At 38.2% G+C, this 24848-nt stretch carries 27 protein-coding genes, 1 riboswitch and 1 other annotated feature; of the genes, 6 read left to right on the top strand and 21 right to left on the bottom strand.

Features of this window, described 5'->3' with window-relative positions; translation table 11 throughout:
• Positions 1–124 precede the first annotated feature (124 nt).
• The 11 genes from J1899_RS06320 to J1899_RS06270 form a co-directional block, all read right to left on the bottom strand.
• Positions 125–586: an SMI1/KNR4 family protein gene (locus tag J1899_RS06320; protein WP_214478101.1), complete on the bottom strand. Its 462-nt coding sequence runs from the start codon at positions 584–586 to the stop codon at positions 125–127.
• Between the two features lie 53 nt (positions 587–639).
• The gene (locus tag J1899_RS06315; RefSeq protein WP_066448291.1) at positions 640–1629 is read right to left on the bottom strand and encodes an HNH endonuclease; all 990 of its coding nucleotides are present in this window, start codon (positions 1627–1629) and stop codon (positions 640–642) included.
• Between the two features lie 68 nt (positions 1630–1697).
• Positions 1698–2021 (bottom strand): nucleoside triphosphate pyrophosphohydrolase, encoded by a 324-nt coding sequence (locus J1899_RS06310; protein ID WP_066448293.1) that lies wholly within the window; start codon positions 2019–2021, stop codon positions 1698–1700.
• 145 nt (positions 2022–2166) lie between these two features.
• Complete coding sequence (locus tag J1899_RS06305) at positions 2167–3033, bottom strand: M23 family metallopeptidase (RefSeq protein WP_214478100.1); 867 nt, start codon at positions 3031–3033, stop codon at positions 2167–2169.
• Between the two features lie 234 nt (positions 3034–3267).
• The gene (locus J1899_RS06300; RefSeq protein ID WP_214478099.1) at positions 3268–5163 is read right to left on the bottom strand and encodes an ABC transporter permease; all 1896 of its coding nucleotides are present in this window, start codon (positions 5161–5163) and stop codon (positions 3268–3270) included.
• Positions 5138–5902, bottom strand: a complete 765-nt coding sequence (locus J1899_RS06295) for an ABC transporter ATP-binding protein (protein WP_066448301.1) — start codon at positions 5900–5902, stop codon at positions 5138–5140. The genes J1899_RS06300 and J1899_RS06295 overlap by 26 nt, the downstream gene beginning before the upstream one ends.
• An 83-nt stretch (positions 5903–5985) precedes the next feature.
• The gene (locus J1899_RS06290) at positions 5986–6987 is read right to left on the bottom strand and encodes a sensor histidine kinase (protein ID WP_066448307.1); all 1002 of its coding nucleotides are present in this window, start codon (positions 6985–6987) and stop codon (positions 5986–5988) included.
• Complete coding sequence (locus J1899_RS06285; protein ID WP_214478098.1) at positions 6984–7688, bottom strand: response regulator transcription factor; 705 nt, start codon at positions 7686–7688, stop codon at positions 6984–6986. The genes J1899_RS06290 and J1899_RS06285 overlap by 4 nt, the downstream gene beginning before the upstream one ends.
• A 462-nt stretch (positions 7689–8150) precedes the next feature.
• Positions 8151–8777, bottom strand: coding sequence for a DUF3885 domain-containing protein (locus J1899_RS06280; protein WP_425515007.1), 627 nt, complete (start codon positions 8775–8777; stop codon positions 8151–8153).
• Between the two features lie 36 nt (positions 8778–8813).
• The gene (locus tag J1899_RS06275) at positions 8814–9590 is read right to left on the bottom strand and encodes an alpha/beta fold hydrolase (protein WP_246586600.1); all 777 of its coding nucleotides are present in this window, start codon (positions 9588–9590) and stop codon (positions 8814–8816) included.
• 57 nt (positions 9591–9647) lie between these two features.
• Positions 9648–10163: a hypothetical protein gene (locus tag J1899_RS06270; RefSeq protein WP_082851833.1), complete on the bottom strand. Its 516-nt coding sequence runs from the start codon at positions 10161–10163 to the stop codon at positions 9648–9650.
• A 263-nt stretch (positions 10164–10426) separates the two neighbouring features.
• Here J1899_RS06270 and J1899_RS06265 point away from each other — a divergent pair, with 263 nt between their 5' ends.
• Positions 10427–10870, top strand: a complete 444-nt coding sequence (locus J1899_RS06265; RefSeq protein WP_214478096.1) for a GNAT family N-acetyltransferase — start codon at positions 10427–10429, stop codon at positions 10868–10870.
• 67 nt (positions 10871–10937) lie between these two features.
• Here the strand turns inward: J1899_RS06265 and J1899_RS06260 are convergent, their stop codons facing one another.
• Together J1899_RS06260 and J1899_RS06255 are read right to left on the bottom strand one after the other, a co-directional pair.
• Positions 10938–11300, bottom strand: coding sequence for a group I truncated hemoglobin (locus J1899_RS06260; RefSeq protein WP_214478095.1), 363 nt, complete (start codon positions 11298–11300; stop codon positions 10938–10940).
• Positions 11301–11591: 291 nt separating this feature from the next.
• A complete protein-coding gene (locus J1899_RS06255) occupies positions 11592–12920 on the bottom strand; it encodes an FAD-dependent oxidoreductase (protein ID WP_214478094.1) in 1329 nt (442 codons plus the stop codon).
• Between the two features lie 384 nt (positions 12921–13304).
• Between J1899_RS06255 and J1899_RS06250 the strand changes: the two genes are divergently transcribed.
• Positions 13305–14426, top strand: coding sequence for an NADH-dependent flavin oxidoreductase (locus tag J1899_RS06250; protein ID WP_214478093.1), 1122 nt, complete (start codon positions 13305–13307; stop codon positions 14424–14426).
• Positions 14427–14578: 152 nt separating this feature from the next.
• Positions 14579–15082: a spore coat protein gene (locus J1899_RS06245; RefSeq protein ID WP_214478092.1), complete on the top strand. Its 504-nt coding sequence runs from the start codon at positions 14579–14581 to the stop codon at positions 15080–15082.
• A 42-nt stretch (positions 15083–15124) separates the two neighbouring features.
• Here the strand turns inward: J1899_RS06245 and tyrS are convergent, their stop codons facing one another.
• The 4 genes from tyrS to J1899_RS06225 form a co-directional block, all read right to left on the bottom strand.
• Complete coding sequence (gene tyrS / locus J1899_RS06240; RefSeq protein WP_214478091.1) at positions 15125–16369, bottom strand: tyrosine--tRNA ligase; 1245 nt, start codon at positions 16367–16369, stop codon at positions 15125–15127.
• A gap of 33 nt (positions 16370–16402) precedes the next feature.
• Positions 16403–16616: a binding site (T-box leader), on the bottom strand.
• Positions 16613–17131, bottom strand: coding sequence for a MarR family winged helix-turn-helix transcriptional regulator (locus J1899_RS06235; RefSeq protein ID WP_214478090.1), 519 nt, complete (start codon positions 17129–17131; stop codon positions 16613–16615). It overlaps the preceding feature by 4 nt.
• 244 nt (positions 17132–17375) lie before the next feature.
• Positions 17376–18215: an aldo/keto reductase gene (locus J1899_RS06230; protein ID WP_214478089.1), complete on the bottom strand. Its 840-nt coding sequence runs from the start codon at positions 18213–18215 to the stop codon at positions 17376–17378.
• 219 nt (positions 18216–18434) lie between these two features.
• Positions 18435–19052, bottom strand: coding sequence for a lysozyme inhibitor LprI family protein (locus tag J1899_RS06225; protein WP_214478088.1), 618 nt, complete (start codon positions 19050–19052; stop codon positions 18435–18437).
• Positions 19053–19301: 249 nt separating this feature from the next.
• A riboswitch (guanidine-I (ykkC/yxkD leader) is annotated at positions 19302–19399 on the top strand.
• A 96-nt stretch (positions 19400–19495) separates the two neighbouring features.
• Here J1899_RS06225 and J1899_RS06220 point away from each other — a divergent pair.
• Together J1899_RS06220 and J1899_RS06215 are read left to right on the top strand one after the other, a co-directional pair.
• The gene (locus tag J1899_RS06220; protein ID WP_066448347.1) at positions 19496–19837 is read left to right on the top strand and encodes a DMT family transporter; all 342 of its coding nucleotides are present in this window, start codon (positions 19496–19498) and stop codon (positions 19835–19837) included.
• Positions 19837–20151, top strand: a complete 315-nt coding sequence (locus J1899_RS06215) for a DMT family transporter (RefSeq protein ID WP_066448350.1) — start codon at positions 19837–19839, stop codon at positions 20149–20151. The genes J1899_RS06220 and J1899_RS06215 overlap by 1 nt, the downstream gene beginning before the upstream one ends.
• A 122-nt stretch (positions 20152–20273) precedes the next feature.
• On the opposite strand, the gene J1899_RS06210 is transcribed toward J1899_RS06215, so the two are convergent.
• From J1899_RS06210 to J1899_RS06195, 4 genes are all read right to left on the bottom strand, one after another.
• Entirely contained in the window at positions 20274–20759 is a 486-nt protein-coding gene (locus tag J1899_RS06210) for a DinB family protein (protein ID WP_214478087.1), read from the bottom strand.
• A 53-nt stretch (positions 20760–20812) separates the two neighbouring features.
• On the bottom strand, positions 20813–21760 hold the full coding sequence (locus J1899_RS06205; RefSeq protein ID WP_214478086.1) for an alpha/beta fold hydrolase: 948 nt from the start codon (positions 21758–21760) through the stop codon (positions 20813–20815).
• A 131-nt stretch (positions 21761–21891) separates the two neighbouring features.
• Positions 21892–22410, bottom strand: coding sequence for a GNAT family N-acetyltransferase (locus J1899_RS06200; RefSeq protein ID WP_214478085.1), 519 nt, complete (start codon positions 22408–22410; stop codon positions 21892–21894).
• A gap of 426 nt (positions 22411–22836) precedes the next feature.
• Positions 22837–23421 (bottom strand): hypothetical protein, encoded by a 585-nt coding sequence (locus tag J1899_RS06195; protein WP_214478084.1) that lies wholly within the window; start codon positions 23419–23421, stop codon positions 22837–22839.
• Positions 23422–23671: 250 nt separating this feature from the next.
• On the opposite strand from J1899_RS06195, the gene J1899_RS06190 reads away from it, so the two are divergent.
• The gene (locus J1899_RS06190; protein ID WP_214478083.1) at positions 23672–24772 is read left to right on the top strand and encodes a metallophosphoesterase; all 1101 of its coding nucleotides are present in this window, start codon (positions 23672–23674) and stop codon (positions 24770–24772) included.
• The last annotated feature ends 76 nt before the right edge of the window (positions 24773–24848 follow it).

Here is a 24848-nt window from a genome sequence, read left to right as displayed (position 1 = left end):
ATTTCTATTCTATATAAAAAAAGAGTAAGACAAAACTGCCCAAGGGGTAGCATAATGCGCTTTACTCCTATAAGCAGGAAATTTATCTTATTTATAAAAAGGACCTAATTGGTCCTTTTTGTATTTACACATTGTCTTCATAAATAAATAAACCATTAATCAATGATTCAAAATCAGAGGCGAGTTCAAGTATAAATATTTCATCTGTGTATTCTGCATCTACGTATATAATTGGTGGATTTTCTTTTGTTTCTCTATAATCCAGAGCAACCCATGAATGGCCGTCTCCGCATAACAGAACGATATGATTTGGAAGTCCCCATTCGTCTATATAGTATTGGTTGTCCAGAATCCCATCTTCATTAACGCCTCTAATGTGATCAACTGAAACATGATCGTCAGCCCAGCTTGTTGGAACAAGTGTCGGAAAGGCATCATACTCCAGATAGCCGCCATTTTGAATGCTGCATAGTTCAATATAAGATTTCGGCAATTTTACTCCTAGTTTAACTTCTGCTTCCTGCACCTTTTTAGGTGTTAACGCTGGCAAGCTTTCATTCCGGTCACTCCATACATTTCTTATCATATTTCCTGCTCCTAATAGTCCATTTTATTGTATTGGTTCTGGGTATTTACTTATTATGATGGAGTCCAAATCGTATCAAATCCATTCTTAATCGAATAATCATAAAGCATGATCATTTTTTTCGATTTATAATTCTCCATCCAGTTTGTTACCACTTGATCTTCTTTCTTGTCATTCAGCTCATGATTCCGCTCAATAATGAATTCAAGATAATCTCTTTTTGGCAGTTTGTCACTTTTTGAAGTGTTGCATTTATTACAGGATAGTACTAGATTCCAAATTTGATCTGATTGCACAAAAGACCAAGGTATGAAGTGATCCACATGTGTTTCTCTTGTAATCCCGGTTAACGGCTTACAACAATAAAAACAATCCGCACTAAAATACTCTAACAGGATTCTTTCAAATGGACGCAGAGAAGACCGCTTGGCAATGCTCTCAACCTTGCCTAACAGATAATTTATGCTTGGAACTTCATTCAGCTGTTCAATCATTGCTGCCAAATGATAGTTCGTCAGATTCACTATAAGCCTTTGATAATTCAGCATAAATCCATGTACAGCTGGACTTATTCTCAGGATTTCCTGCCGGTGATCAAACGAATAAAAACTTCCCCTTGTATCTCCATAAAGCGCACCGTAAACATTTTCTTTCATTGTTGACTTAATTTTGCTTACGAGTTTGATTTGCAAGTCATCGCTGATTTTATCGAAGATCATTTCATCAGGAATGGCATGATTTGTCTGTGTTTCCTTAATCAGCGTCACAACTCTGGCCGTTTTCCCTCTATTTTGGTGGATTAATTTATGTTGAACAATTAAGTTCCAATAAATCTTTGTAAAAGAATAGGCTAATTGATTGTAAGTTAACTCAAAATTGTCATTGACCATATATAAATTCTCAATTAATGCTTTAATTAGAGCATACTTATAGGTAGAAGATTTTACAGATTTGCTTGATAACACGACAGTGAGTATTCTCCATATTTCCTCGTCGGTTATATATGTTTCTCTTAGTTCTCCTACCTTTAATTTATGACTCATTGCGTTTCCTCCAAAATGCCCCGGATGCCTTGCGATTTAAATATTTTTTTCTTATCTATTTACTTATCTTAATCCTCTACATCTATAAGAAAAATCCGTTCCTGAAAACTTCCCTTTTCTTCTGCCTTCTTTTGACGAATTTTTTCAATTTCGTCTATGTCGGCACCGTGGACGATCGCAAGACTATGGATGATTTCCAAAACATCTGCCAGTTCCTCTAAGGCGTCTTGATTATCCCCAGCTATTTGATATTCGCTGATTTCCTCATTTAATTTCTTTTTCAACTCAATAATGTATTCATCTTCACTTAACCGTTTTGTATGAAAATCCTTCGCTGTGTTATTAATAATAGCTGGTATTTTATCTCGGACAAGTTTGTTATATAAAGGCATGAAGAACCTTCCTTTTATTCCTTTTACAACTTATTTTAACAGTTATATTCTGGGAAGAAAACACACTCTCCATTATGTTATTAACCTTTTTAGTAAATATAGAGAAAGGGAGGATTCTTTCCTCCCCCCTACTTGGTTTAATCTATTATTCTGTTACAAAATCCCCTTGAATAGGTTCCTCACCACCCGCAAACTGAATGCGCAGTGATTTGGAGTTAAATAGATCTGGCGTATCCATCACCTGAAAATGTATATGTGCTTCTGAAGAGTTGCCTGAATTTCCGCAAAGTCCAATAACTTGACCTTGTTCCAGAGCTTCGCCTTCTTCAACTAGGATGGAAGATTCCTTAAAATGAGCCAGCATACTGTACTCTTCATGCTCATGTTTTATAACGACATAATTGCCTGCAGCCTCTTTTTCATTCATTTCACCTGGAATATTATCGATAATATGGTTAACAACTTTTACCACTTTACCATCTGCCGGCGCTGTTACCTCTTTGCCAAAGGCATAATAGTTTTCATTCCTCGCTGGATCATCCTGATATGTAACATGTTCCTTCATCATGACTAAATCATAGGCATAACGCTGAGATTCGTATAAATAGTGATAATTGATAAACTCATTCGTTCCGCCCCAGAATACAAACCATTCTTCATTAATGGGCATCACATATTTATTCTTTGAGTATGTGTTATCAGTTTCTGGAAACGTATTATAAGGCTTTATTAAAAGGCTTTGAATAATATCAGAAGAGTCAAATGCAACACTTATTGCCTTTTCCTTGCGCTCATCAATCCACACATATTGTGTGACAAATCCAAGATGCGAAGCAGATTCAAGATGAAAGCTTTCAACATTGCTATTAAAAGATTTCAATAGCTCACTAAATTGCTGGAAGCTTACTAGTTCTTTAAATTCATTACTGCATTGTTCATAGATGACTTCCGGATTTCCATAAAGAAACATTTCACCAAAATTTTCGGGAGTTACAGGTTGATCCGTTCTCATTCTATTCATCCCTTCAGTAAATTAGATTTCTATGTTATCTCACGGCTGCATGACTATTCTTACGGATAAACGGCCATGCAGGTTTCATTTGCAGATAAAGAAAAGCTACCGAATGAAAATAACACTTATACTACATTACTGCGAGCGTTCCACTCTGTTATTCATTTATACATTTGATCGTATAAAAAAAGCTTATAACTATTGAAGGTTCAACAATTATAAGCTCCTTTTTTTTTATAAGATGGTTCTTCTCACCTGTCTCACATAAATAAAACGAACAATTAAGAAATAAATCACTTGAATAACTGTAAAGCTCCCCAATACGAGGGCTGATTCAGTCGTCAGATTATAATTGAAAAGATGTGATAATGCTGTAAGTGCCACAGCTCCGTGAACGAGTGCAACCACGATCGGCGAGAAAAAGAGCAGCGCCACTTGGCGATTGACTACCTTTTTCAGTTCCTTTTGAGTCAAACCAATTTTAGCGATAGCTTTGAATTTTCTTTTTTCCTCATCCAGGTCCGTAAACAAGCGGAAATACAGGAAACTCCCAGCAGAAACGAAAAACACGATTCCAATAAACAGGCCGATAAAAAGAATCGGTCCAAACGTTTTATTGATTTCATAAATAGAATAATCAATAGAATAGGCTTTATGCTCCAATTGTTCATTCAGTTTTCTTCCCACTTCGATGATCTGTTCTTCCTGTGCATCTTTAGCTGCCCATACAGCACTTACATCACTTCTAACCGGCTCTCCCAGCTGCCCATAGATACTGTCATTAACAACATAATACGGATTGTATATATCTAGCACAGCAGATTGAATAATAGAGCTTGGGATAATTTCTCGACCGTCTTGAATTTGGATCTCTTCTTTCATCATCATTTCGTCCACTTTTGTGTCTTCCGTTAAGATGGCCTCACTCTGACCCACAACAATTGCTTCCATTTCTGCAGGGTGAAGCTCCTCTTTTCCAGTTAATGCGGCAAAGCGATTGTAATCAGAGGCTTTTACAATCTGTACTGAGCTAATCTGTTCAGAGATATTAAAAATTTCCTCATCCATTGTTTCACTAACAGCCTCAATATTATCTTCTTCCAAGATTGCATTTATTTTTTGAATATCCTGCTGAATGACTTCTTTCGTATCATCGCCCCATGGACTATACGTAACATCGTATAATGTGGAATTCTTTACATCTTTAGTAAGGATAGACTGAAAACCATATAATGAACCAATCGCACTAAAGGCAACTGTTGAGATGATCGCTACTAAGAAGAATGTTCTTGCATTATCCTTCATGCGAAAGGAAAGATCTGAAAAAAGAAGCATATTTGTTTTCTTCCAAAAGATTGATTTATTCTTTTTCAATAGACGTATGATAAAAACACTTAACTGTGTAAACAAGAGATACGTTCCTATTACGACGACCAAAATTACGGGTATCATCGCATATACAACGAATATCCCTTTAACCAGTACAGCTGTCACATATCCAGCAATTAAAAGAATCGCAGCTATAATGGAGAGGAAAACAGAAGCTTTCGGCTCCCCCTTAGATTTCTTATCTCCTTTAATCAAATCGGTCAGCTTATTCGTACGAAGAATAAAGGAAACAAAAATCGATATAAGAAAAAAGAGTACCAGAAAGCTTCCAAATGTTACAGCAATCGCCATAGCAGGAAAATAGAAATGAAGGGATTCTTCAATAATTAAAACATTTTCTGCAATAAGCAAAATAAACTTGGCAAAGATCAATCCTCCCAATATTCCGCCGACTGTTGCACAAAAGCCAATCAGGATATTTTCCAGAAAGACCATCAGGCGAATTTGCCGATCAGAAGCCCCCATCATGATTAACAAACCAAATTCCTTCTTTCTCGACTGCAAAAAAGAACTCATCGAATACAAAACGAAAAAGAAAGAAAATACGTAGATAATTCCGCCTGCAACTGCCATTCCGAAAATGATGTTTCTATTAATATCTCCTCCGGAAAAGGCAGGGTGAAAGGCAAAAATAGCAAAGGTGAAAAACACCATAACCGTGAACATGCTGCTTAAGAAGTACGCAATGTACAACCTTTTATTGCGGAGCACATTATTAAATGCGAACTGACGAAAAGTCATGATCATTGCCTCCCATCAGCGAAAGCATATCAATGATCTTTTGGAAAAAAGCTTGCCTGCTCTCCCCGCGGTGGATCTCTGAATGAAGTTTCCCGTCACGAATAAAGATGACCCGGTCAGAATAACTCGCCGCTTGCGGATCATGAGTTACCATTAACAAACTCGTTTCTTCCTTTTTGTTAATGTTCCCCAACATATTCATAACATCCTTGGCAGCCTTTGAATCCAGATTCCCTGTTGGCTCATCAGCCAGCAGCAGCTTAGGCTGATGAATCATTGCCCGGGCAATAGCTACACGCTGTGCCTGCCCGCCTGATATTTCATATGTCCGTTTATTCATAATCGGTGTGATTCCAAGGCTTTCAGCCATTTTCCCTGCTTTTTCCTTCATTTCATTTACAGAAGCACCGTCTAATGTGAGCGGGAGCACAATATTTTCTTCCACTGTTAAGGTATGCAAAAGATTAAAATCTTGAAAAATAAAGCCTAATTCATTTCTGCGGAACTTTGCCAGCGCATTTTTCTTTAATCGATGCGGATTTTTCCCCTCGATTTCTAGATTGCCTGTTGTTGGTGAATCGTTCGTTGAAATTATATTCAATAGCGTCGTTTTCCCGCTTCCAGACGGTCCCATGATCGCCACAAACTCGCCTTTGTCTATTTCTAAATTGATATCCGTTAAAGCACGGTACGCTACTTTTCCTTCGTAAACCTTGCCCAAATTTGTAAGTTTAAGCATAACCAATCTCCTCTCAATTTCTTTCTAGTTGAAGTATAGCCTGTATCTGGTGAGCTATACGATCGATTATGCTTTCACGAATCTTACATTGATGTAAGGTTTTGTGTAGGTGAAAAAATAATGCGGATGACCGTCCCTTCTCCTTGAACAGATTCCAGCACAATCTCATGCTGAAGCCTATCAGCTACTTCTTTTACTAAATACAACCCCATCCCCGTTGATTCACGATATTTTCTTCCATTTTCCCCGGTGAAAAATTTACTGAAAACCCGTTTCTGATCTGCTATAGGAATTCCAATTCCAAAATCCCTTACCTCGAGAACACATTCTCCTAACTCTTCGTAGATCGAGATCTCAATATTTCCTGCTTGTCCAGAAGAGTACTTAACGGCATTATGTATAAGTTGCGTTAGTAAGAAGAACAGCCACTTTTCATCTGTTGCGACGGTAATTCCTGGTCTTTCTTCTTTAACCTGCGGATATACCGCATTACGAATATAAAAACGTTTGTTATCTTGATTAACCTCATGAATCAGTTTAGACAGTACAACTGGCTTAATGTGAAAATCCTCTGCAATTGTACGGAGCCTTGCCATATAAAGCACCGTATTTAATCCATTCCGCATTCTGTCCGTTTCTTCGCGAATACTTGAAGATTCAGGTTCATCTAAGCTTTGGGCTGTTAACTCAATGACCGAAAGCGGTGTCTTCATCTGATGAACCCAGCGATCCATAAATAATAAATGCTCATCCTGCTGGTCTTCAGCTTTTCGCAGCTTCTCCTGATATAACTGATATTGTGATAGAAGCAACTGATCAAGCGCCTCTGAAATAGGTGAACGTTCGGTCGTTTCTAGAGAAGCATCCAATGTTTCCATTGAATTCTGCAGACGCTGATAAAACTTCCTTCTGCTACCATATTGATAAATCAAATATCCTGATAAAAGTATTATGGATAGAAAAATAGCATAAATGACTACACCAATCCCACGGTATCCATCCAGCCAGAAGAGAACAGGAACGACCATACATTGAAAAACCTGAATCACAATTAAGAGCAGGTGCTCGCGCAGAAATAACTTCATGATTGCCCCTCATCCCAAGTAATGCGCAGCCGGTATCCTGCCCCTCTCACGGTTTCAACTGCATCCGTAATCCCAATTTCCTCAAACTTCTTCCGAACCCGGGTAATATTGACATTGAGCGTATTTTCATCCACATAAACTTGATCATCCCATAGCTTTTCCAGCAAATCCTGCCGTCCGGCCACGCGCGGATAGCGTTCAAGCAGATGTTCAATAATATCGTTTTCCTTTTTGGTTAATGTCGTTTTCCTGCCTTTGAATTGAAGTTCCAATCGCTCAGGATACAAATTAAGACCGGCCTCCGATAAAACTCTTTCTTCAAATTTAGCCGCATACTCGCCATAGGCACGGCGCATTTGGCTGCGGATCTTCGCCATGACAATATCCGGATGAAATGGCTTTGTAATAAAATCATCTCCGCCATTTTCAATCGCCATCACTTGATCCATCTCGCCTGTCCGCGCAGAAATAAAAATCACAGGGCAAATGGATTCCTTTCGAATCTGCCTGCACCAATAATAGCCGTCATAACTTGGCAGATTAATATCCAGCAGTAAAAGATTGGGCTTTACTTCCCGGAAAATGTCTATAATCTTTTCAAAATCTGCTGCGATATTTACTTGATAGCCGTACTTTTCTATATATGAACTTAAATATTCGGCAATTTTTTGATCATCTTCAACAATCATGATTTTTTCCATATTATGATATCTCCTTTCCACAAGATAAATTTACCATACCCGTTTTGCTTAAAGCTATTTATTATGACATTCCAAGAATACCTTACAAAGGCATTTTTTATTACATATATACATAAACGCCAGGTTAACGCATTCCAGCGTTTAAAGAGGATGGGACAAATCGAAATTAATATTTCTAAAACACGAATATTCAATATCTTAGTTTCGGTATTAAATCAAGACCGTTCCATTGCGCTGCGGACCCTCGCTTTCCGCGGGGAGCAAGCTGAGCCTACTCGTCTCTTCGTTCCTGTGGGGTCTCACCCTTTGCTCTGCAGCCCGCAGGAGTCGAGGGCCCTCCGCTCCATTTCACTCATGTAAATAAAATATATTTTATAATTATAAATAAAAAACCAAATGATTAGAAAGATGCCTTCCTTACCATTCGGTTCAATAGGTGTGTTAGTTACTTATGTCCCAGCCTCATTCTGCAAAAACCTGATCTATTTTCTCCCGGTCATAATCTAATATCCATTCATTATAGCTTTCATAGATGCCCCGAATGGTTTGTGGACTTGCTGCAAGCAGATCACAGCCGCGATCATCATAAACGTGAAAGATTGTTTTTTTAGTCATATTGATAAAATAAACATAATGAAATATTTTTGGCTGTAATGCCATATCCTGATTACAGATCGCCTTTAACAAAGGAATGTAAGCTATATCTTCAGCTTTACATTTTAATGTAAATCGATAGGTCTTATACTCCCCATCTTCATCATCTTCCGGAAAAACAAAAGGAATCGTATTCTCCTGTAACTTATACAGAACAGATTTCTTTTTTATATACTTAGAAAAAGTACTTAACTTCCGCTTAAACACTTCTCCTTCAGCATAATCATGTACATCCACTACCATAAATAAATCATCTGCTGGAGAATGTACTGTCTTAAACAAGGTGATTGCTCTGTCGTACACACCTCTTATATATGGACAATTTTCATAAATGTTGTCAAATTCATAATCCACCCCTAATTCAAATCGGATGCCAACATCCCAATGGTAAAAAAGCGGCGGTCTCAGTGCTAAACCAGAAAAATTTGATTCCATGAATTGGTCAACTTGCATTCAGTAGCCTCATTTCTTTTATGCTTCTTTTTTTATTTCATCTATAATCGTATTGTTTTCCATCCATTCTTCTAAAAGTCTATTAAAAAGGTCAGGAGCAGAAAGAGGTGCTGAATGGCCAATCTTAGGAAAAATGATTCCCTGAACATTCGGATTGCTGTGTGTCATCTCTTTCATTGAATCCTTCATTATTTTTTTCTCTTTTTCACCAACCGTAGCTAATATTTTGTGTGGATATGTATGGAACGATGAAGGGAGCGTAAATGAGGCATTATCATTCATGACTCGCAAAAAAGCTTGTTTATTAATCTGAAGTGTTTCCTGATAATACTGATTAAAATACACATCACTTATATCAAGCGCTTTAGCTTGTGCTTTAGCAAATGTTCGATTCTTCACCAGCGGCAAAGCCATGATCATGGTTTGGTTCAGCATGTTGGCAAAAGGAATTGGCTTGACCAAAGCACTATTAATCATTGCATATTGAATTATATCTTCCTTTTTTCCCAGCATAGATATCAACACTTGTGAACCTAGAGAAAACCCAACTGCTGCCACCGTTCTTCCTTTTCTTTTTTCTTCAATCAATTCAATCAGCTGATCTGCTGCAGTATCAATCGAGAATTTCAACCCATCTCCTCTGCTCTTTCCATGCTCGGGCAGATCTGGAATCAAACAGTGATAACGCTGGGAAAAATAAGCTACCTGCTGATCCCACATCCAGCCGCTGACTCCGCCCCCGTGAATAAAAACAATCATTTTCGAATGTTCTGCACCGTATTCTTTATAGTACAATTTATTCTCCCCCCAGGATAAATTGGTTTTCACTACTATATCACCAGGTTTTTCAACTTAATATGTATACCAAAAAGTCTTATCTGCAATATCTTGGAATTGATCTGCTTTACGAAAATGCAGCAGGATATCCTTTTGATTGGTGCCAGTATATTCATCATCATCAACATTATAATATTGAAAAACTTCAACCTGATAATCCCCATTAGGAATTTCAATCCTATATTGAGAGCAATTTTGGTCTGGCACTTTATGATTTTCAAATTGTGCTGCCATCGTAATGCAATCATAATCAACTAAGAACAGCTGCTCGTGTGTCACTTTGATAAAACCCGAAGCTTTACGGAAACAAGATTGTTCAATATTCTCTTCTTCTGAATCAATTAATACCTCAACATTCCAGGAGTGCTCAATTCCCTCTGCTGTCATTTGAAAGAAGAGGATATATCCATTTTTCATTTCTTCGGCAATATGCTTAAAGAGTAAATCATCAACATCCCAATCTTCGCTGACAAACGACTTATATTCTTCCGTATTTGCAACACCTATGAAATTCGTATCGCCAAATTTCATGACAAAATTCATAGCTAGCCCTCCTAGATATACATTTTCAGCTTTCCACTTGGAAATTGTTACTAATAATTAAATAATAACAAAATTAGGTGCTCTTGTAATTTGATACGGAAAATTCTCAGTAATCAAAGAGCTGTTTTTAAAATAATGTAATTGTTAGGAAGATTCATATAGAAATGCTATATAATTTTCATAAATACATCAGCCTTTTTTAATGAAGCTAACTGCACTAAAAAACGCGCTGAGAAAAAAGAGGTGTGCAGATGACAAATGAAAACAGTATATCCATCCGGGAACTAACCACTCAAAAAGAATGGCAGGAAGCTTATCCCGTCATGAAGCAATTAAGAACTCATTTAACAGAGGAGCAATACCTTGAGTTAGTAGAGGAAGCAGCAGAAAAGGAACAGTATACATTAGCTGCCTTATACGTAAATAACAAAATCGCAGCTCTTGCTGGATTTATGCCGATGATTACCTTATACAACGGAAAATCCATATGGGTTTGTGATTTAGTAACAGATTCTTCTCACCGTTCCAAAGGGTATGGTGAAAAACTATTAAACTATGTACATGATTGGGCAAATGAAAAAGGATTTAATATCGTCTCCCTCTCTTCTGGTCTGCAAAGAAAGGATGCACATCGGTTTTATGAAAATAAGATGGAATATGATAAGGTCAGCTACGTATTTTTAAAGAGACTTTAATGTAAATTGCATAAAAAGGTGGCGGAAATGAAATGGATCCGCCACCTTTTTTATTTTTTCAAGGCACTTATTTATGAATAATATCCTCTCTTAATGCCGCCACTTTCCTCAGCGCCTCATTGATATCTTCTTTCTCGACGCCAAAGTGTGCAAGTGCATCATGAAGATGTCTCACAATCGCTTCAAAATGTGCCGGCTGTATATCCATATCTTCATGCGCTTTTGCCATGGATCTTCCGGAATACTGATTCGGCCCTCCCAAGGCAAAACTGATAAACTTTGACTGATGCTGGCGCTGCTTCTCCATATCAGTATGCTTGAAATAGTGATTGACTGACTCATCTTTAAGTACCAGCTCGTTATAAAAATAATCTACTACCTTTGAAATTGCTTCTTCTCCGCCAACTTTTTCGTATAGTGTTTTTTCCATGGTAACACCCCTATCAAAATTCTTATACTATCATTTTCCACAATGTTAAAGGTGTTATTCCTTTTTTGGAGCAATAAAATGAAAAGAGTGGAAAAATAGCGAAGAAAAGATCGAATACCATAAAAAACGATAGAAACCAGCATGAATTATGCGGATCATAGTAATTGAAATAGCAGATTATCCGCCGTTAATTAGGAAATATCCGCCAAATTCCAATCCGCCCACGCCTACACAACAAAAAAGCCAAGCACGGAATATCTATCCGTACTCGGCTTTCAAAACGAACTGCTATTAGATCACCTGCAGCCCCGCTTGATTCAAGAAGTTCCAAGGTTTGTTGTAATGAGGCTGGAAGAAGAAATCAACAAATCCAAGCTCATCCATTGTCATCTTATTCTGAATACAAACTGATAATGTGTTGATTGATTGAGTCACGTCGATTTTAGACATAACCTGTGCTCCAACAATACGCTTTGAATCTTCTTCGTACACAACCTTCAGCTGTACCTCTTCATAGGTTGGCATAAATTCTGGACGGTCATGCTCAACAATTGTGACACTTTTCACATTCAATCCCATACGTTGAGCTGATGCTTCTGTTAAGCCTGTTGTTGCAATGTTTTGATCATATATTTTAATACCTGATGTGCCTTGAGTTCCCATATAGCGAACAGTTGGCTTTACCAAGTTTTTAGCTACAAGCGTTCCCATTCTCACCGCGTTTGTTGCAAGCGGGATATAAGCATATTCACCTGTAGGGTTATAGCGAATCGCACAGCTGTCCCCAGCAGCAAATACATCTTCATTGCTCGTGCGCATATACTCATCGACTTTAATCGCGCCGTTTGCAAGCATATCAATCTGCCCTTTTAACAAACCAGTGTTCGGCTGGAATCCGATACAAAGAATCACAAGATCTGCTTCGTATTGACCATTCGCTGTTTGAACAGCAGATACTTTGCCATTTTCCCCAACAAAACGATTAACGGTTTCACCCAGCGCTAACTGAACGCCGCGGTCAGTAAAGTCCTTTTCAACAATTTCTGTAAAAGATTCATCTAAATACTTGCTTAAGATTCTTGTTTCACCGTCAATAAGCGTTACATTTTTCCCGCTCATTTCGAATGCTTCTACAAGCTCAATGCCAATATAACCTGCCCCTACAACGACAATATTTTGTGCATCCTTCGCCTTTTCAATGATTGTGTTCGCATGATGGAAGTTTTTGCAAAGAAGGACATTCTCCATATCAATGCCTTCAATCTTCGGAATGACAGGCCAAGATCCAGTCGTCATGACAAGCTTATCGAAGGTGTCTGTCACTTCTTTGTCTTCTATCAGATTTCTTGCTGTGATTTTTTTCTCTTCTACATTAATATCTACTACCTCATGCTTCATCAGCATCTTAACGCCTAGCTCCGTCAATTCTTCTGGAGAACTGTAAAATAAACCGTTTGGATCTTTCACAACGCCGCTAACATGCAAGGCAATTCCGCAAGATAAAAAGGAAATATTATCGTTTCTTTCATAAACTGTAATTTCAGCTTCTGGGTAAAGCTTCACCATATTTGATACCGCAGCAGTTCCAGCATGTGTACATCCAATAACAGCAATTTTCATTTATGTGTTCCTCCTAGAGTTTATGTTTGTTAAAAACTTCACATATTATTTGTGATTTGTTTCACAATCAACCTTATGAACTCATTATAAGATATCTTTGTGAAATAATCAACATATTTTGTGATTTTTATCACATACTATTCAAAACCTCGTCACATAAGGCTTTTGAAGCATTACACTCCATAATAGTAATCCCCATTTGAAGAAAAAAAACTAAAATTCTTAGCTGGAACTTACTGACTAGAGATTTCACCTTCAGTCTGCTGGTTAGCACTCAACAGATTGGAAAAGCTAAGCAAGCAGATTCTTTTACAGTTTTAATGTTTTTACATATGATTACCTCTATACCGTCTTAAAAAAACCAACTAAGGAGATTAAAAAAGTATGACTAATGAAAACAACTCACTGTTATCTTCTTTTACCCTGCCGAATGGCATAACACTGAAAAACCGTGTAGTAATGGCACCAATGACGAATTTTTCTTCCAATCAGGATGGAACTGTTACGGATGCTGAAGTAGACTATTATGCACGCCGCTCATCTGGCGTATCAATGGTCATTACGGCTTGTACAAATGTCACGCCAAATGGCCAAGGGTTTCCTGGGGAATTTGCTGGCTATAGTGATGATTTTATCCCAAGCTTAAAGCAACTAGCTTCAGGCATTAAAGAACAAGGCGCAAAAGCCATTCTGCAAATCTTCCATGGCGGCAGACAATGCCCTCCTGATTTAGTAAATGGAGATGTGGTAAGTGCGAGCAATATTCCTTCAGAAGGTGAAGGAAATCCGGTTCCACGCGGCTTATCTGAAGCTGAAGTGGAAGAAATGATTGAGGCTTTTGGTGAAACAACTCGCCGCGCAATTGAAGCTGGCTATGATGGGGTTGAAATTCACGGAGCAAACGGCTACTTGATTCAGCAATTCTTCTCCCCGCATTCAAATCGCAGAGAAGATCGCTTTGGCGGCAGCCTTGAAAAACGAATGACGTTCCCTCTTGCTGTCATAGAAAAGGTAAAAAGTGTGGTAAAAGAACATGCTAAATCTCCATTCATTGTAGGCTACCGCTTCTCACCAGAAGAGCCGGAAACACCAGGGATTACAATGGATGATACGCTTGCTCTTGTTGATAAACTATCAGATCAAGGTTTAGATTACTTGCATGTTTCTCTTCAGGACTTCCATTCAACCCCAAGACGCGGTGTTGATGATCTATCGAATACACGCATCCATTACTTATTAGAAAAAATCGATAATCGTGTTCCTTTAATTGGGGTTGGTTCTATTTATAGTGCAGAGGATGCAAAGAAAGCATTCGCAACAGGCGTTCCGCTTTTAGCATTAGGCAGAGAACTGATTATCGATCCAGATTGGGTACAAAAAGTAGAAGCTGGAAAAGAAGATGATATTGTAACGGAGATCGATAAAGATCGCCAAAAAGAACTTGTTGTTCCAGATCCACTGTGGAATGCAATCATCAATACACCTGGCTGGTTCCCGGGAGTATAAATCATATGGGCCGTATAAATACATTGTGAGATTGTATTTATACGGCTTTTTTATAACTAAATATCTCTCAGCCCAAATTTTTTAGACAACTTGCAAATGTTTTCCAATTGAATAATCTATCAAGAAAATTTCCTTTGGAGGTTAGCACAATAATGGAAAATATGTATACTCAACAGCCTCACCTTGCATGGCATGAAACATTAGAAATTCATGAATTGACAGCTTTCCAATCAATCGGTTTAATGAAATTGAAAACAGCATATGGAAAAGTGAAAGATCCTGCATTAAAAGAATTATATGAACAAGCTATTAATGGGCTCAGCGCCAATATTAGAGAGCTATTGGAATTTTATCCTCTGGCACCAAGAGAAGATGATGAAACGGACGAAATTCGAGAAGATTTATTGCCATTCTACGCAGGCGATTTATTGGCTCTTTTTAAAACCGGTGTCCGCAATTATTCCATTGCCATCACTGAAACAGCCACACCAGCTCTCAGAACTGTATTGAAAAAGCAATTAAACAATGCGATAGATACACATGCAAAAGTGTTTACTTATATGTATGGAAAGAGTTTTTACCCTTCATACAACTTAGAAAAGTTACTGCAAAATGATGTAAATCTGGCTAATAAGGCATTACAAAGATCTTTATAAATAGACTAAAAAAACGAGGAGATTTCCCCTCGTTTTTATTTTTTACAGCTTAAGCTTCACGATTTTCCGCTTTCCAACCTGTATAATTAGCCCATCTGTGATTTCCAGTTTTAGGGCTGGGTCCTCCACTGTCTCACCGTTCACTTTAACCCCTCGATTACCGATCATTCGGCGGGCTTCACTTTTTGATGGTAAAAAGTTCAGCTCTACTAGAAGATCAATAATCGAAATGTTTCGGTCGCCGCCCCACTCTTTTTCGGCAATCTCATCTGGCAGCTGCCCTTTTTGGAATACAGAAACAAAGTGATTTTCTGCTTTTTCACCTTCCTCCTCGCCATGGTACATTCTTACGATGGTTTTACTCAGCAGCATTTTCGCATCCCTTGGATGCAGAGAACCCGATTGAATATCTGTTTTTATATTTGAAATCTCTTCTGGTGAGTAGTCTGTAATCAGTTCAAAGTATTTAATCATCAGTTCATCTGGTATTGACATAGCTTTCCCGTACATCTCTTCTGGCTTTTCATCAATGCCAATGTAATTCTTCTTTGACTTTGACATTTTTTCAACACCATCAAGTCCTTCTAATAATGGCATTAACATCGCCACTTGCTTTTCCAATCCAAACTTCTCTTGAAAATGTCTGCCCATCAGAATATTAAAATGCTGATCTGTCCCGCCAAGCTCAATATCACACTGTAATTCAACAGAGTCGTAACCTTGCATTAACGGGTAAAAGAATTCATGGAGGGAGATTGGTTTGCCTAAAGCAATTCGTTCTTCAAAGTCATCTCTTTCCATCAGCCTTGCGACAGTAATTTTTCCAGCCAGATTGATAACATCTTCAAAGTTCAGTTTAGAAAGCCATTTTGAATTAAAATGCAGCTCTACTTTTTCCATATCCATGATTTTGCCGAATTGTTCAAAGTAGGTCTTTGCATTATGTTTCACTTCTTCATCCGTCAATTGTTTCCTGGCAGCCGACTTGCCGGTTGGGTCGCCGATTTTACCTGTGAAATCGCCAATCAGCAGCTGAATGATATGCCCGTTATCCTGAAACTGCTTTAATTTGTTTAAAACAACACTATGACCTAAATGCACATCTGGCGCAGATGGATCTAAACCTAATTTAATTTTTAGCGGCTGATTTTCCAGGATTGACTTTGCCACTTTCATTTCCAGCTCTTCTGTTGGAATAATATCTGCTGTACCTTGTGTGTAGATGTTCATTTGCCTTTTTACTTCCGCTAATTGTTTCTGCGTTAATTTGCTCACCATTGCTTTCATCCTCCTAAAAAATAATAAAGACCGTAACATTCATAAAGGGACGTATAGTTTACGCGGTACCACCCTTTTTGAAGATTACAGTCTTCCACTCTGCGATATAACGGATCGTCCGTCCTTTTGCATAAAAATATACAAAAGAAAGCTCAAGGAATGTAATTCGGATTTATCACTGTATCGATTCTCAGCACCATTCGACTCTCTGAACCAGGACAATAAATCCTACTGCTTTTCCTATCATCACATTTAATATTGATTATCTCGTATCATTCGTCTTAATAATTCTGCCGCAGTCTTTTGCTCATCCTCACTCAAGCTTGAGGCAATTTTCACTTCACCTTGATGAAACTGCGGATAAAGTTCTTCGATTACTTTTTTCCCTTGTTCCGTGATCGCCAGAAAGGTTATTCTCCGATCTCTTGGGTCCGTTTTCCGGTAACAGTACTCTTTTTTCTCTAAGGTTTTCGTAATATTGCTAATCGTAGCCTTTGAGACCGCATTTAATTCTGCCAATTTTTTCGTTTCAACTGACTTCCAGATCCATAAATCATACAGGATAGAAAATGAAGTCCAGGAAAGACCGTGCTTAGAAAGCACTTCTCGTTCCATTTCATTTTTCAAGCCCTGTGCCACTCGATAAATGTTTGTCACAACTGAAACAGCGTTTAAATTAAGGGAATCCAGAGGAATCTTAGACAATTGGCTGATTGTATCTTTCTCTTCCTGCAGCAGATCGCCATCCTCATTAAATGTATAAATACACATCACTCCCTTCAAATTTTCTTAATCGTTAGCTATGAAACGATAATACTAAAAGTTGGGTAGTATTGCAAGGGTTTATTGCACTTTTGGTCATTTTCCAGGATGTATCGATCTATTTCCCGGCTTTTTCGATCAATCTTCTGTTACTTTCGGCCAATCTCGAGAGCTTTTCGATCATTTCAAAAGACTTTTCAATCATTTCCTCTTTTCGGGCACAAAAAAAAGACAGCCGAAGCTGCCTTTTTTGTTATACTCGATTCATTTCATCTGGATCGGATCCAACACGTTCACTTTTGTTTAGTCCGTTAAGAGTTTCCACATCTTCTTGAGATAATTCAAAGTCAAATACATCTGCGTTTGAGATGATGCGGTTTTCTTTGATGGATTTTGGAATCGTTACGACTTCATTTTGCAGGTTCCAGCGGATAATAACTTGAGCTGTTGTTTTGCCATATTTTTCGGCAATTTTCATAATTGTAGGCTCATCTAAAAGCTGGCCTTGCTTTAATGGTGACCATGATTCCAGCTGGATGTTATGCTTTTTGCAGAAATCGCGCAATTCCACTTGTGTTAAGTGCGGATGGAACTCAACCTGGTTCACCATTGGTGTAATTTCAGCATCCTTCAGCAAGTCCTCTAAATGATGCTCTTTGAAGTTACTTACACCGATTGCACGAACTCGTCCATCTTTATATAATTTTTCTAATGCTTTCCATGTTTCTTTGTATTTGTTCTGAGCAGGAACTGGCCAGTGGATTAAGTATAAATCCAGGTATTCCAAACCTAATTTTTCTAAGCTCGTATCAAAGGCTTTTAATGTTTCTTCATAGCCTTGATCGCCGTTCCAGACCTTTGATGTAATAAATAGTTCTTCACGTGGAACACCAGCTTCTTTAATCGCTTGGCCGACACCTTCTTCATTTTGATAAATGGCTGCTGTGTCGATGCTTTTGTATCCATTTTTGATGGCAGCTTTAACGGCTTGAATAACTTCATCTCCGTCTTGAACTTTAAATACCCCTAGGCCCAACCAAGGCATTTTGACACCATTATGTAATGTGGTTGTATCTTGCAGATTTGCTCGCATTTGCATCCCCCTAACGTATAGTTCGTGTTTCTAAATATTACTTACTGATTAATATTATCAAGAATTGGTAATGAGATGCAATTTTTAAAGCTTAAACGTCACATCAATTTTACTTAAAATATGAGACTAGGACTCTTCTAGCAGCAGAATCCCTCCCCCCGTCTTTTCAATCAACAAAAAAACATGGAACTTGCCTAAACAAGTTCCATATTTCTTCAATTACTTCATATATTCATTCACAAGCTCATAGCATCTTTCTCTCGTTACATCTGCCATGACAGCGGTATATTCTACATTTTCCTGTGTGCCGCCTTCATATTTTAAGGAAGCTTCCTTCGCCGTTGCGTCTCTGTGTTCAATCCAGCTTCTTTGTTCTATTCTTAATGCATCCATTTCTTCTTGTGAGAGCTGCTCTTCAAGGACATCATAGATTTCGTTCAGTGCATCATCCCAGGCTTCCCATCGGTCTGAAGCTTCTTTTTTCATTTCAACTGTGTTGGAAGCAGTCGAGTTTTCCATCATTTCCGTCATCTCTTGATCAATCTCATCTAACTTCGCAAGATATTCTTCTTTTTTACTCTCTGATTCTTCGCTATCACTATTGTCAGCAGAATTTGATGGATCTTGAGCAGGTGTTTCGTCCGATGGCTCATTAGAAGATTCATCTTGTTCATCAGGTGCAGCCGAATCGGAATTTTCAGGAGTTTGTTCTGATCCGCTGTTTTCTTCCGATTGTGTGTCTGAATTAGAACCTGTCTCTTCCGATGAGTCCTGGCAGGCTGCTAATAGCATGACAAACGATGCAAGTAAAATAAGTAATATTCTTTTGCTCTTCATTTTAAAACCTCTTTTGTAAAAATATCGTCGTGACTGAATTCATCCCTCATTCTAAAATACTCCATCTGTCTGTTATTATATTTCAATAAGATGGCAAATTCAAAGAATTCGAAATCCCCTAAATGCTTTCTGTCATATGTCAAAACTCGTTGATACAGATTTTTTTGCTTCACAAACTTACACAATGTTCCAAGAGGTAATTCTTGAATTCATGCGAAATTTTTGTATAATATGAGGTAACTGCATATCAAAAATGTTTTCTAGGGTTCCGCAGCTTAATGCTGGTCTGGTCCGAGAGAAAACTCACAGCTCTTGCTGTGCCACGGAAGGATAAAAGCCTGGGAGAAACTGCGTAACAGTTATCTCCTGGGCTTTTTTGTTTTTTGGAGATATTAACATTGGAGGTGTCTTTTGCATGAATAAAGACTGGAGGTGTCTTTTGCATGAATAAAGACTGGATTAAAGTATTTATTGCAGCTTTTTTTGAAGTATTTTGGGTGATCGGCTTAAAGCATGCTAATGATTTCTGGGCATGGGCTGGAACTCTCGTTGCGATTGGAATCAGCTTTTATTTAATGATTATGGCTGGGCGAAAGCTTCCCGTAGGAACGGTATATGCAGTGTTTGTTGGTCTGGGAACAGCTGGAACAACATTATCTGAAATTCTCTTTTTTGGAGAACCATTTAGGATTGAAAAAGTACTTTTAATTTTACTTTTATTAGCAGGTGTTATCGGTCTGAAATTAGTGACAACAAACAAAGTACAGGAAGAGGGTGACTCCTAATGGCTTGGATTTTTTTAATCTTAGCGGGATTATGTGAAATGTGGGGTGTTGCGATGATCAACAAACTGCATAAGGATCGTAATTGGCAATCACTCTTCTTATTGTTTCTAGGGTTTGGATTAAGCTTTATTTTTCTTGCTTTAGCTATGGAAACACTTCCTATGGGGACGGCATATGCTATCTGGACAGGAATCGGGGCTTCTGGCGGAGCGATTTTAGGAATGATTTTTTATGGTGAATCAAGAGACTGGAAAAGACTCGTTTTCATCGGCATGGTTTTAAGTGCTGCAGTTGGATTGAAACTCGTCTCATAAAAGGTCTTTAAGATTCCTTATTATTTTGTTTTTAAAAAGCATGGTGCCTGTGAATTGGCTCCATGCTTTTTTGTATCATCATAACAGCCATGATGGCTCTTAAATATTTGTGATGATTGTTTTTAAGAAAATTTCCTGTCCCAGCTTTTCTGCAGCTTTCGAATATAAACAATCTGTCCAATATGGTAAGCATTATGTGTGGTCAAGTTTCCCAGAATACCCCACCACTTTGCATTCACAGGAAAGCCATGTACCTCTTGATCCATTATCTCCTCTGTCAGCAGCTCCTGCCATTGCAGCAAAACTGCTAGAAGGCACGCTTTTAAGTCAGCAAATGATCGATCTTCCTTAATCACAAAGCTTTCATTATTGTCACGCAGCGGCGGAACTGCATCCATATGTGATTTTTTATATCTCTTTTGCCATGTTTCATTCCAATATAGAAGGTGCTGGACTATTTCAGCAATACTGTTGCTTTCTTTGTCTGGTTTCCAAAACGCGTCTTCTTCTGTTATGTTCGCAGTTGATTCTAAAAATGAAACATACCAGCTGCGATCATTTGCATTTGCTAATAATTGATCTGCCAGAACATCCTTAGCATGAGACATCCTAATCATACTCCTTCAGATGAGATTAATTTTTTGGTGTGTTCGACTGTGATCTAGATTGTCATCATATTTTGCTTTTGATTTATTTTTTTGGTTCTTATGATTTTCAGGATACTTTCATTTACGACATCAGGAGCTTCCAGATGTACTGAATGACCCATATCCAGCTCAATATGTTCAGTGTCAGCAGTGAGATTGATTAAATGCTGCTGATTTTTCCGCCAGTTTTCAGGCTGTTTTTTTGCACTGATTACAATAACCGGAAGATCTGACTTCAGAGGCTGGCTATTCAAAAGCTGCTGTGCTGATATTGAACTATCCCTGAATTCACGGTAGACAGATTGGTATGCCCCCACCGTGTAGCCAGTATATTTTAATGCAGCATCAAACTCATTCGAAAGAAATTTACGCCCAATCTTCTGTTTCAGTAATCGCGGAATTCCAATCAATGAAGTGATATGCGCAAAGGTGACAAGTCTGCTAAATTGCTTGATTCGCTTTTCATTCTCTTGATTTAAAACATAATGATTTTCATGTGCGGCATCAACTAGTACTAACCCTGCGACTTCATCCTGATACATGCTTGCAAATAGGCGCATTGCAAGACCGCCAAAAGAGTGGCCAACCAGGATAAACGGAGGATCGATTTTTAGTTCACGAAGAATATCTTTTATTTCTTCTACACTATCTAAAGAGGTCATTGTTTTCCTATTTGTCCTGCTCCAGCCATAGCTGCCTCGATCATAGGATATAACACGCGCATACTTAGAAATTTCCGGCTGAATATAGCACCAGTCAATAGAGATTGAACTAAGCCCGGCTTCTAGAATAACGGTAACAGGTCCTTCGCCGCACACAATAGCATGGACCTCTGAAAATTTAGTTTTAATGATCTGTCCAGGCGGCTTCACTTTATTTTTCCGATCTACAGCCAGGTTCCAAATCGTTAATGGGAACCCAACTACACCTAAAGCATTTCTGAAAATAGTTGCTAAAGTCATTTTTCTCCTCCATATTGTTCCAAATAATATATATGGTAGATATTATTCAATACAGAGGGAATAATTCCCTTCTGGTTCAATCCTAGATTTTAGTTCCACTAAAAATGAATTCATACGAGAACTTGTAAGTGCTAACTTTTACTCCACTCTTCAGCTAAAACAGCGTAATAATACTCATCCCACCACTCTGAGCCGTTTGGTATACATTTTTTAAAATGGCCTTCCCTTCTCATGCCAATCTTCTCCATAATGCGATAAGAAGCAATGTTTTCTGGCTGGCAGGTTGCAATTATTCGATGCAGTTTCATTTTTCCGAACCCGTAATCTAATAGGGCTTTAGCTGCTTCAGAAGCATAGCCTTTACTGTAATACTTTGGATTAAAGACCCAGCCAATTTCATACGTATGTTCACCAAAGTATTGATGAAAAACCATATGCCCGATCAAAAGATCCTTCTCTATTAAAACAACAGGAAAATATTTAGCTTCAGCAGCAGTGTTCTTATTTATAAATGCTTTCACATCTTCTTCCGTAAATACACCTTCTGGTATGTATTTCATTACTTGCCTGTCTGATGTATATTCATATACTGCCTGCCAATCTTTTAAATCAAAATGACGGATTAATAATCTACTTGTTTTTATATTCATATCTTTATCCCTGCTTACTGAATTCTTTTATTTCTGTTTTATGTTAAACACACAAAACAGCACCTCAGCAAGTACATTCGATTTATTAATCCTAAATTCCTTTATATACTTAACACAAAAAAGACAACCCTGCTGTTTCAAGGATTGTCTCTATTATTCAATCTGTATGTATTAAAGCTTTGCTGATCTACCAGCCTGCCTATCAAACCACAAGGACAGTCAGGGTACCTCGAAGTTGCCTTCAAAGTTGTATGGCAGGATTTCATTAACACTAATCACTTATGACTAAACACTAAACAGTTAAACACTGATTACTAAGCACTCAATACTGAACACTTATCTTGGCGTTTCCTCTTTGGGAAACAATCAGATTTGATTGACTGGATTTAGTGGTTTACAGCGATAGACCAGCAAAGTTAATCCATCTTAGTCGATATCTACTTCAACGAATGTTCTTGCATTCACTTCATTCAGTGTACCATCAATTTCAGTCATAAACTCAACCAAAAACGCATCAAGTTCATCCATTTTTTCAATTGGCACTAAATAGAGTACATCTGCCAGGACTTCCTTTTTCACTTGTTCTGATAGTCCTTCAGTTTTCATGTTTTTATTAAATTGATCAACTTCTGCAGTGGCCTTTGATACAGCTTTTTGATAGGCATATTTTAAATTTTCAAAGTATGCTTGAATATCATTTTTATAGACTAGAGCTTCGGCAATTTTCATTGTCTTTCCTGTAATGACAATGTCTGTTTCCAGGTTCGCCTTATTAATCGCTACCGTTAACTTTATGTAATTATCTTTCAGGTCATAAAACTGCTGAAATAATGCTTTCACTTTGTCTATCGATTCTTGATGATTCTTTTTGATATCCTTTTTTTCATCAGATAATATGTGAAGCCTTTTATTATTAATGGCACCATGCTGGGAAATGTCTTTTGTAATTTTCTCTAACTGGGCTTTGATCGTTTTTTTGCGCGTCATCGCACGGGCAATCGTCATTTGCATTAACGGGTTCCTCCCCTTTTAACTTGCTTCTTGCTCTGTAAATCATAGAATAACAAAATTTAAAAATCAACAAATATGTTATTCATTTCCTGCACGAATTTCCAGTGCTTTCCCTTTTCCATGCAAAACATTTCTTTTACTGCAATTCTATTAGTTAAAACTTGTTTCTGCACTAAAAAAATACTACGATTAACCTACAATAACCATTTGTTGAATAACAACAATTAGAAAAGGAGTTCTAATACAGCACATGTTCATTCTTATTATGCTTCTCTCTCTGCTGATTTACGGCGGGCTTGTTTATTATATCGGCTGGAGAGGGTATCGATTGCTGCGTCCGGAGACTTCCACGCGGCGTTTTAAAACGATTTATATTTTAGTCATCACGCTGGCAGCCACTTCATTTGTTCTGGGCCGTGTGTCAGGAATCACATTCTTAAATATTGCCGGCGCCTATTGGATGGCATGCTTTTACCTGCTGATCTTACTGGTTCCTCTTGCCCATTTGACGGTCATTCTCCTGCGCTTAACAAAGCTGCCGAGACGAAAGACGCAGGTATGGGCAGGGACGATTACGATTGGATTGATAATATCACTTTTAGTATATGGCGTTTTTAATACATACAGTCCTGTTGTTCGCACATATGATATTACAATGGAAAAACGCTCATCTACTCTCGATTCATTGCATATCGCAATGGCTGCAGACATGCACTTTGGTCTTTTATCAGGTAAAAATCATGCAGAGCGCCTTGTAAAACAAATGAATGAGTTGAAACCAGATATTATCTTAATCCCTGGTGACCTTTTTGATGATGATGTTCAGCCATTTCTTGATCAGGAAATCAACCAAATCTTATCTGAGCTTGATGCCCCATACGGCGTGTACGCCTCCCTTGGCAATCATGACAAGCATGAAGGAACGATGGATGAGCTGATACAAGCATTAGAGGATAGCGGCATCACGGTTCTGTATGATGAGACAGAAAACATTCAGGACCAGTTTTCGCTGATTGGACGCAAAGATTATTCAGATCCAGACAGACTGGCCTTAGACACACTTATGAATGAAGTCGATTCTTCTAAACCAGTCATTTTGCTGGAGCACCAGCCATATGACCTTGATATCGCACAGCAGGAAGGTGTAGACCTAATGCTTTCAGGCCACACCCATCGCGGACAAGTATTCCCAGGCAGCCTTATTACGGCTTCCATTTTCGAGAATGATTGGGGACATCTACAGAAGGAGCAAATGCATTCTGTTGTTACCTCAGGGTTTGGCTTCTGGGGACCGCCAATGCGAATTGGAACGAGATCTGAAATTGTCAGTATTCAGGTTCAGTTTCAGTAATATAAACCGTTTGAAAGAGGCTGAGGCATAAGTATTTAACACACGCATAGAACCGAATGCTTAGGAAATCATCTTT

The organism is Cytobacillus gottheilii (genome assembly GCF_018582665.1).
Lineage (GTDB): Bacteria > Bacillota > Bacilli > Bacillales > Cytobacillaceae > Cytobacillus > Cytobacillus gottheilii.
This window is presented reverse-complemented; position numbering and strand designations above follow the sequence as displayed.

What these genes read in the sequence shown, in the direction of transcription:
- J1899_RS06320 (WP_214478101.1), bottom strand. Translation starts at nt 586, where the DNA reads ATGATAAGAAATGTATGGAGTGACCGGAATGAAAGCTTGCCAGCGTTA.
- J1899_RS06315 (WP_066448291.1), bottom strand. Translation starts at nt 1,629, where the DNA reads ATGAGTCATAAATTAAAGGTAGGAGAACTAAGAGAAACATATATAACC.
- J1899_RS06310 (WP_066448293.1), bottom strand. Translation starts at nt 2,021, where the DNA reads ATGCCTTTATATAACAAACTTGTCCGAGATAAAATACCAGCTATTATT.
- J1899_RS06305 (WP_214478100.1), bottom strand. Translation starts at nt 3,033, where the DNA reads ATGAGAACGGATCAACCTGTAACTCCCGAAAATTTTGGTGAAATGTTT.
- J1899_RS06300 (WP_214478099.1), bottom strand. Translation starts at nt 5,163, where the DNA reads ATGACTTTTCGTCAGTTCGCATTTAATAATGTGCTCCGCAATAAAAGG.
- J1899_RS06295 (WP_066448301.1), bottom strand. Translation starts at nt 5,902, where the DNA reads ATGCTTAAACTTACAAATTTGGGCAAGGTTTACGAAGGAAAAGTAGCG.
- J1899_RS06290 (WP_066448307.1), bottom strand. Translation starts at nt 6,987, where the DNA reads ATGAAGTTATTTCTGCGCGAGCACCTGCTCTTAATTGTGATTCAGGTT.
- J1899_RS06285 (WP_214478098.1), bottom strand. Translation starts at nt 7,688, where the DNA reads ATGGAAAAAATCATGATTGTTGAAGATGATCAAAAAATTGCCGAATAT.
- J1899_RS06280 (WP_425515007.1), bottom strand. Translation starts at nt 8,777, where the DNA reads ATGGAATCAAATTTTTCTGGTTTAGCACTGAGACCGCCGCTTTTTTAC.
- J1899_RS06270 (WP_082851833.1), bottom strand. Translation starts at nt 10,163, where the DNA reads ATGAAATTTGGCGATACGAATTTCATAGGTGTTGCAAATACGGAAGAA.
- J1899_RS06265 (WP_214478096.1), top strand. Translation starts at nt 10,427, where the DNA reads ATGACAAATGAAAACAGTATATCCATCCGGGAACTAACCACTCAAAAA.
- J1899_RS06260 (WP_214478095.1), bottom strand. Translation starts at nt 11,300, where the DNA reads ATGGAAAAAACACTATACGAAAAAGTTGGCGGAGAAGAAGCAATTTCA.
- J1899_RS06255 (WP_214478094.1), bottom strand. Translation starts at nt 12,920, where the DNA reads ATGAAAATTGCTGTTATTGGATGTACACATGCTGGAACTGCTGCGGTA.
- J1899_RS06250 (WP_214478093.1), top strand. Translation starts at nt 13,305, where the DNA reads ATGACTAATGAAAACAACTCACTGTTATCTTCTTTTACCCTGCCGAAT.
- J1899_RS06245 (WP_214478092.1), top strand. Translation starts at nt 14,579, where the DNA reads ATGGAAAATATGTATACTCAACAGCCTCACCTTGCATGGCATGAAACA.
- tyrS (WP_214478091.1), bottom strand. Translation starts at nt 16,369, where the DNA reads ATGAAAGCAATGGTGAGCAAATTAACGCAGAAACAATTAGCGGAAGTA.
- J1899_RS06235 (WP_214478090.1), bottom strand. Translation starts at nt 17,131, where the DNA reads ATGTGTATTTATACATTTAATGAGGATGGCGATCTGCTGCAGGAAGAG.
- J1899_RS06230 (WP_214478089.1), bottom strand. Translation starts at nt 18,215, where the DNA reads ATGCGAGCAAATCTGCAAGATACAACCACATTACATAATGGTGTCAAA.
- J1899_RS06225 (WP_214478088.1), bottom strand. Translation starts at nt 19,052, where the DNA reads ATGAAGAGCAAAAGAATATTACTTATTTTACTTGCATCGTTTGTCATG.
- J1899_RS06220 (WP_066448347.1), top strand. Translation starts at nt 19,496, where the DNA reads ATGAATAAAGACTGGATTAAAGTATTTATTGCAGCTTTTTTTGAAGTA.
- J1899_RS06215 (WP_066448350.1), top strand. Translation starts at nt 19,837, where the DNA reads ATGGCTTGGATTTTTTTAATCTTAGCGGGATTATGTGAAATGTGGGGT.
- J1899_RS06210 (WP_214478087.1), bottom strand. Translation starts at nt 20,759, where the DNA reads ATGTCTCATGCTAAGGATGTTCTGGCAGATCAATTATTAGCAAATGCA.
- J1899_RS06205 (WP_214478086.1), bottom strand. Translation starts at nt 21,760, where the DNA reads ATGACTTTAGCAACTATTTTCAGAAATGCTTTAGGTGTAGTTGGGTTC.
- J1899_RS06200 (WP_214478085.1), bottom strand. Translation starts at nt 22,410, where the DNA reads ATGAATATAAAAACAAGTAGATTATTAATCCGTCATTTTGATTTAAAA.
- J1899_RS06195 (WP_214478084.1), bottom strand. Translation starts at nt 23,421, where the DNA reads ATGCAAATGACGATTGCCCGTGCGATGACGCGCAAAAAAACGATCAAA.
- J1899_RS06190 (WP_214478083.1), top strand. Translation starts at nt 23,672, where the DNA reads ATGTTCATTCTTATTATGCTTCTCTCTCTGCTGATTTACGGCGGGCTT.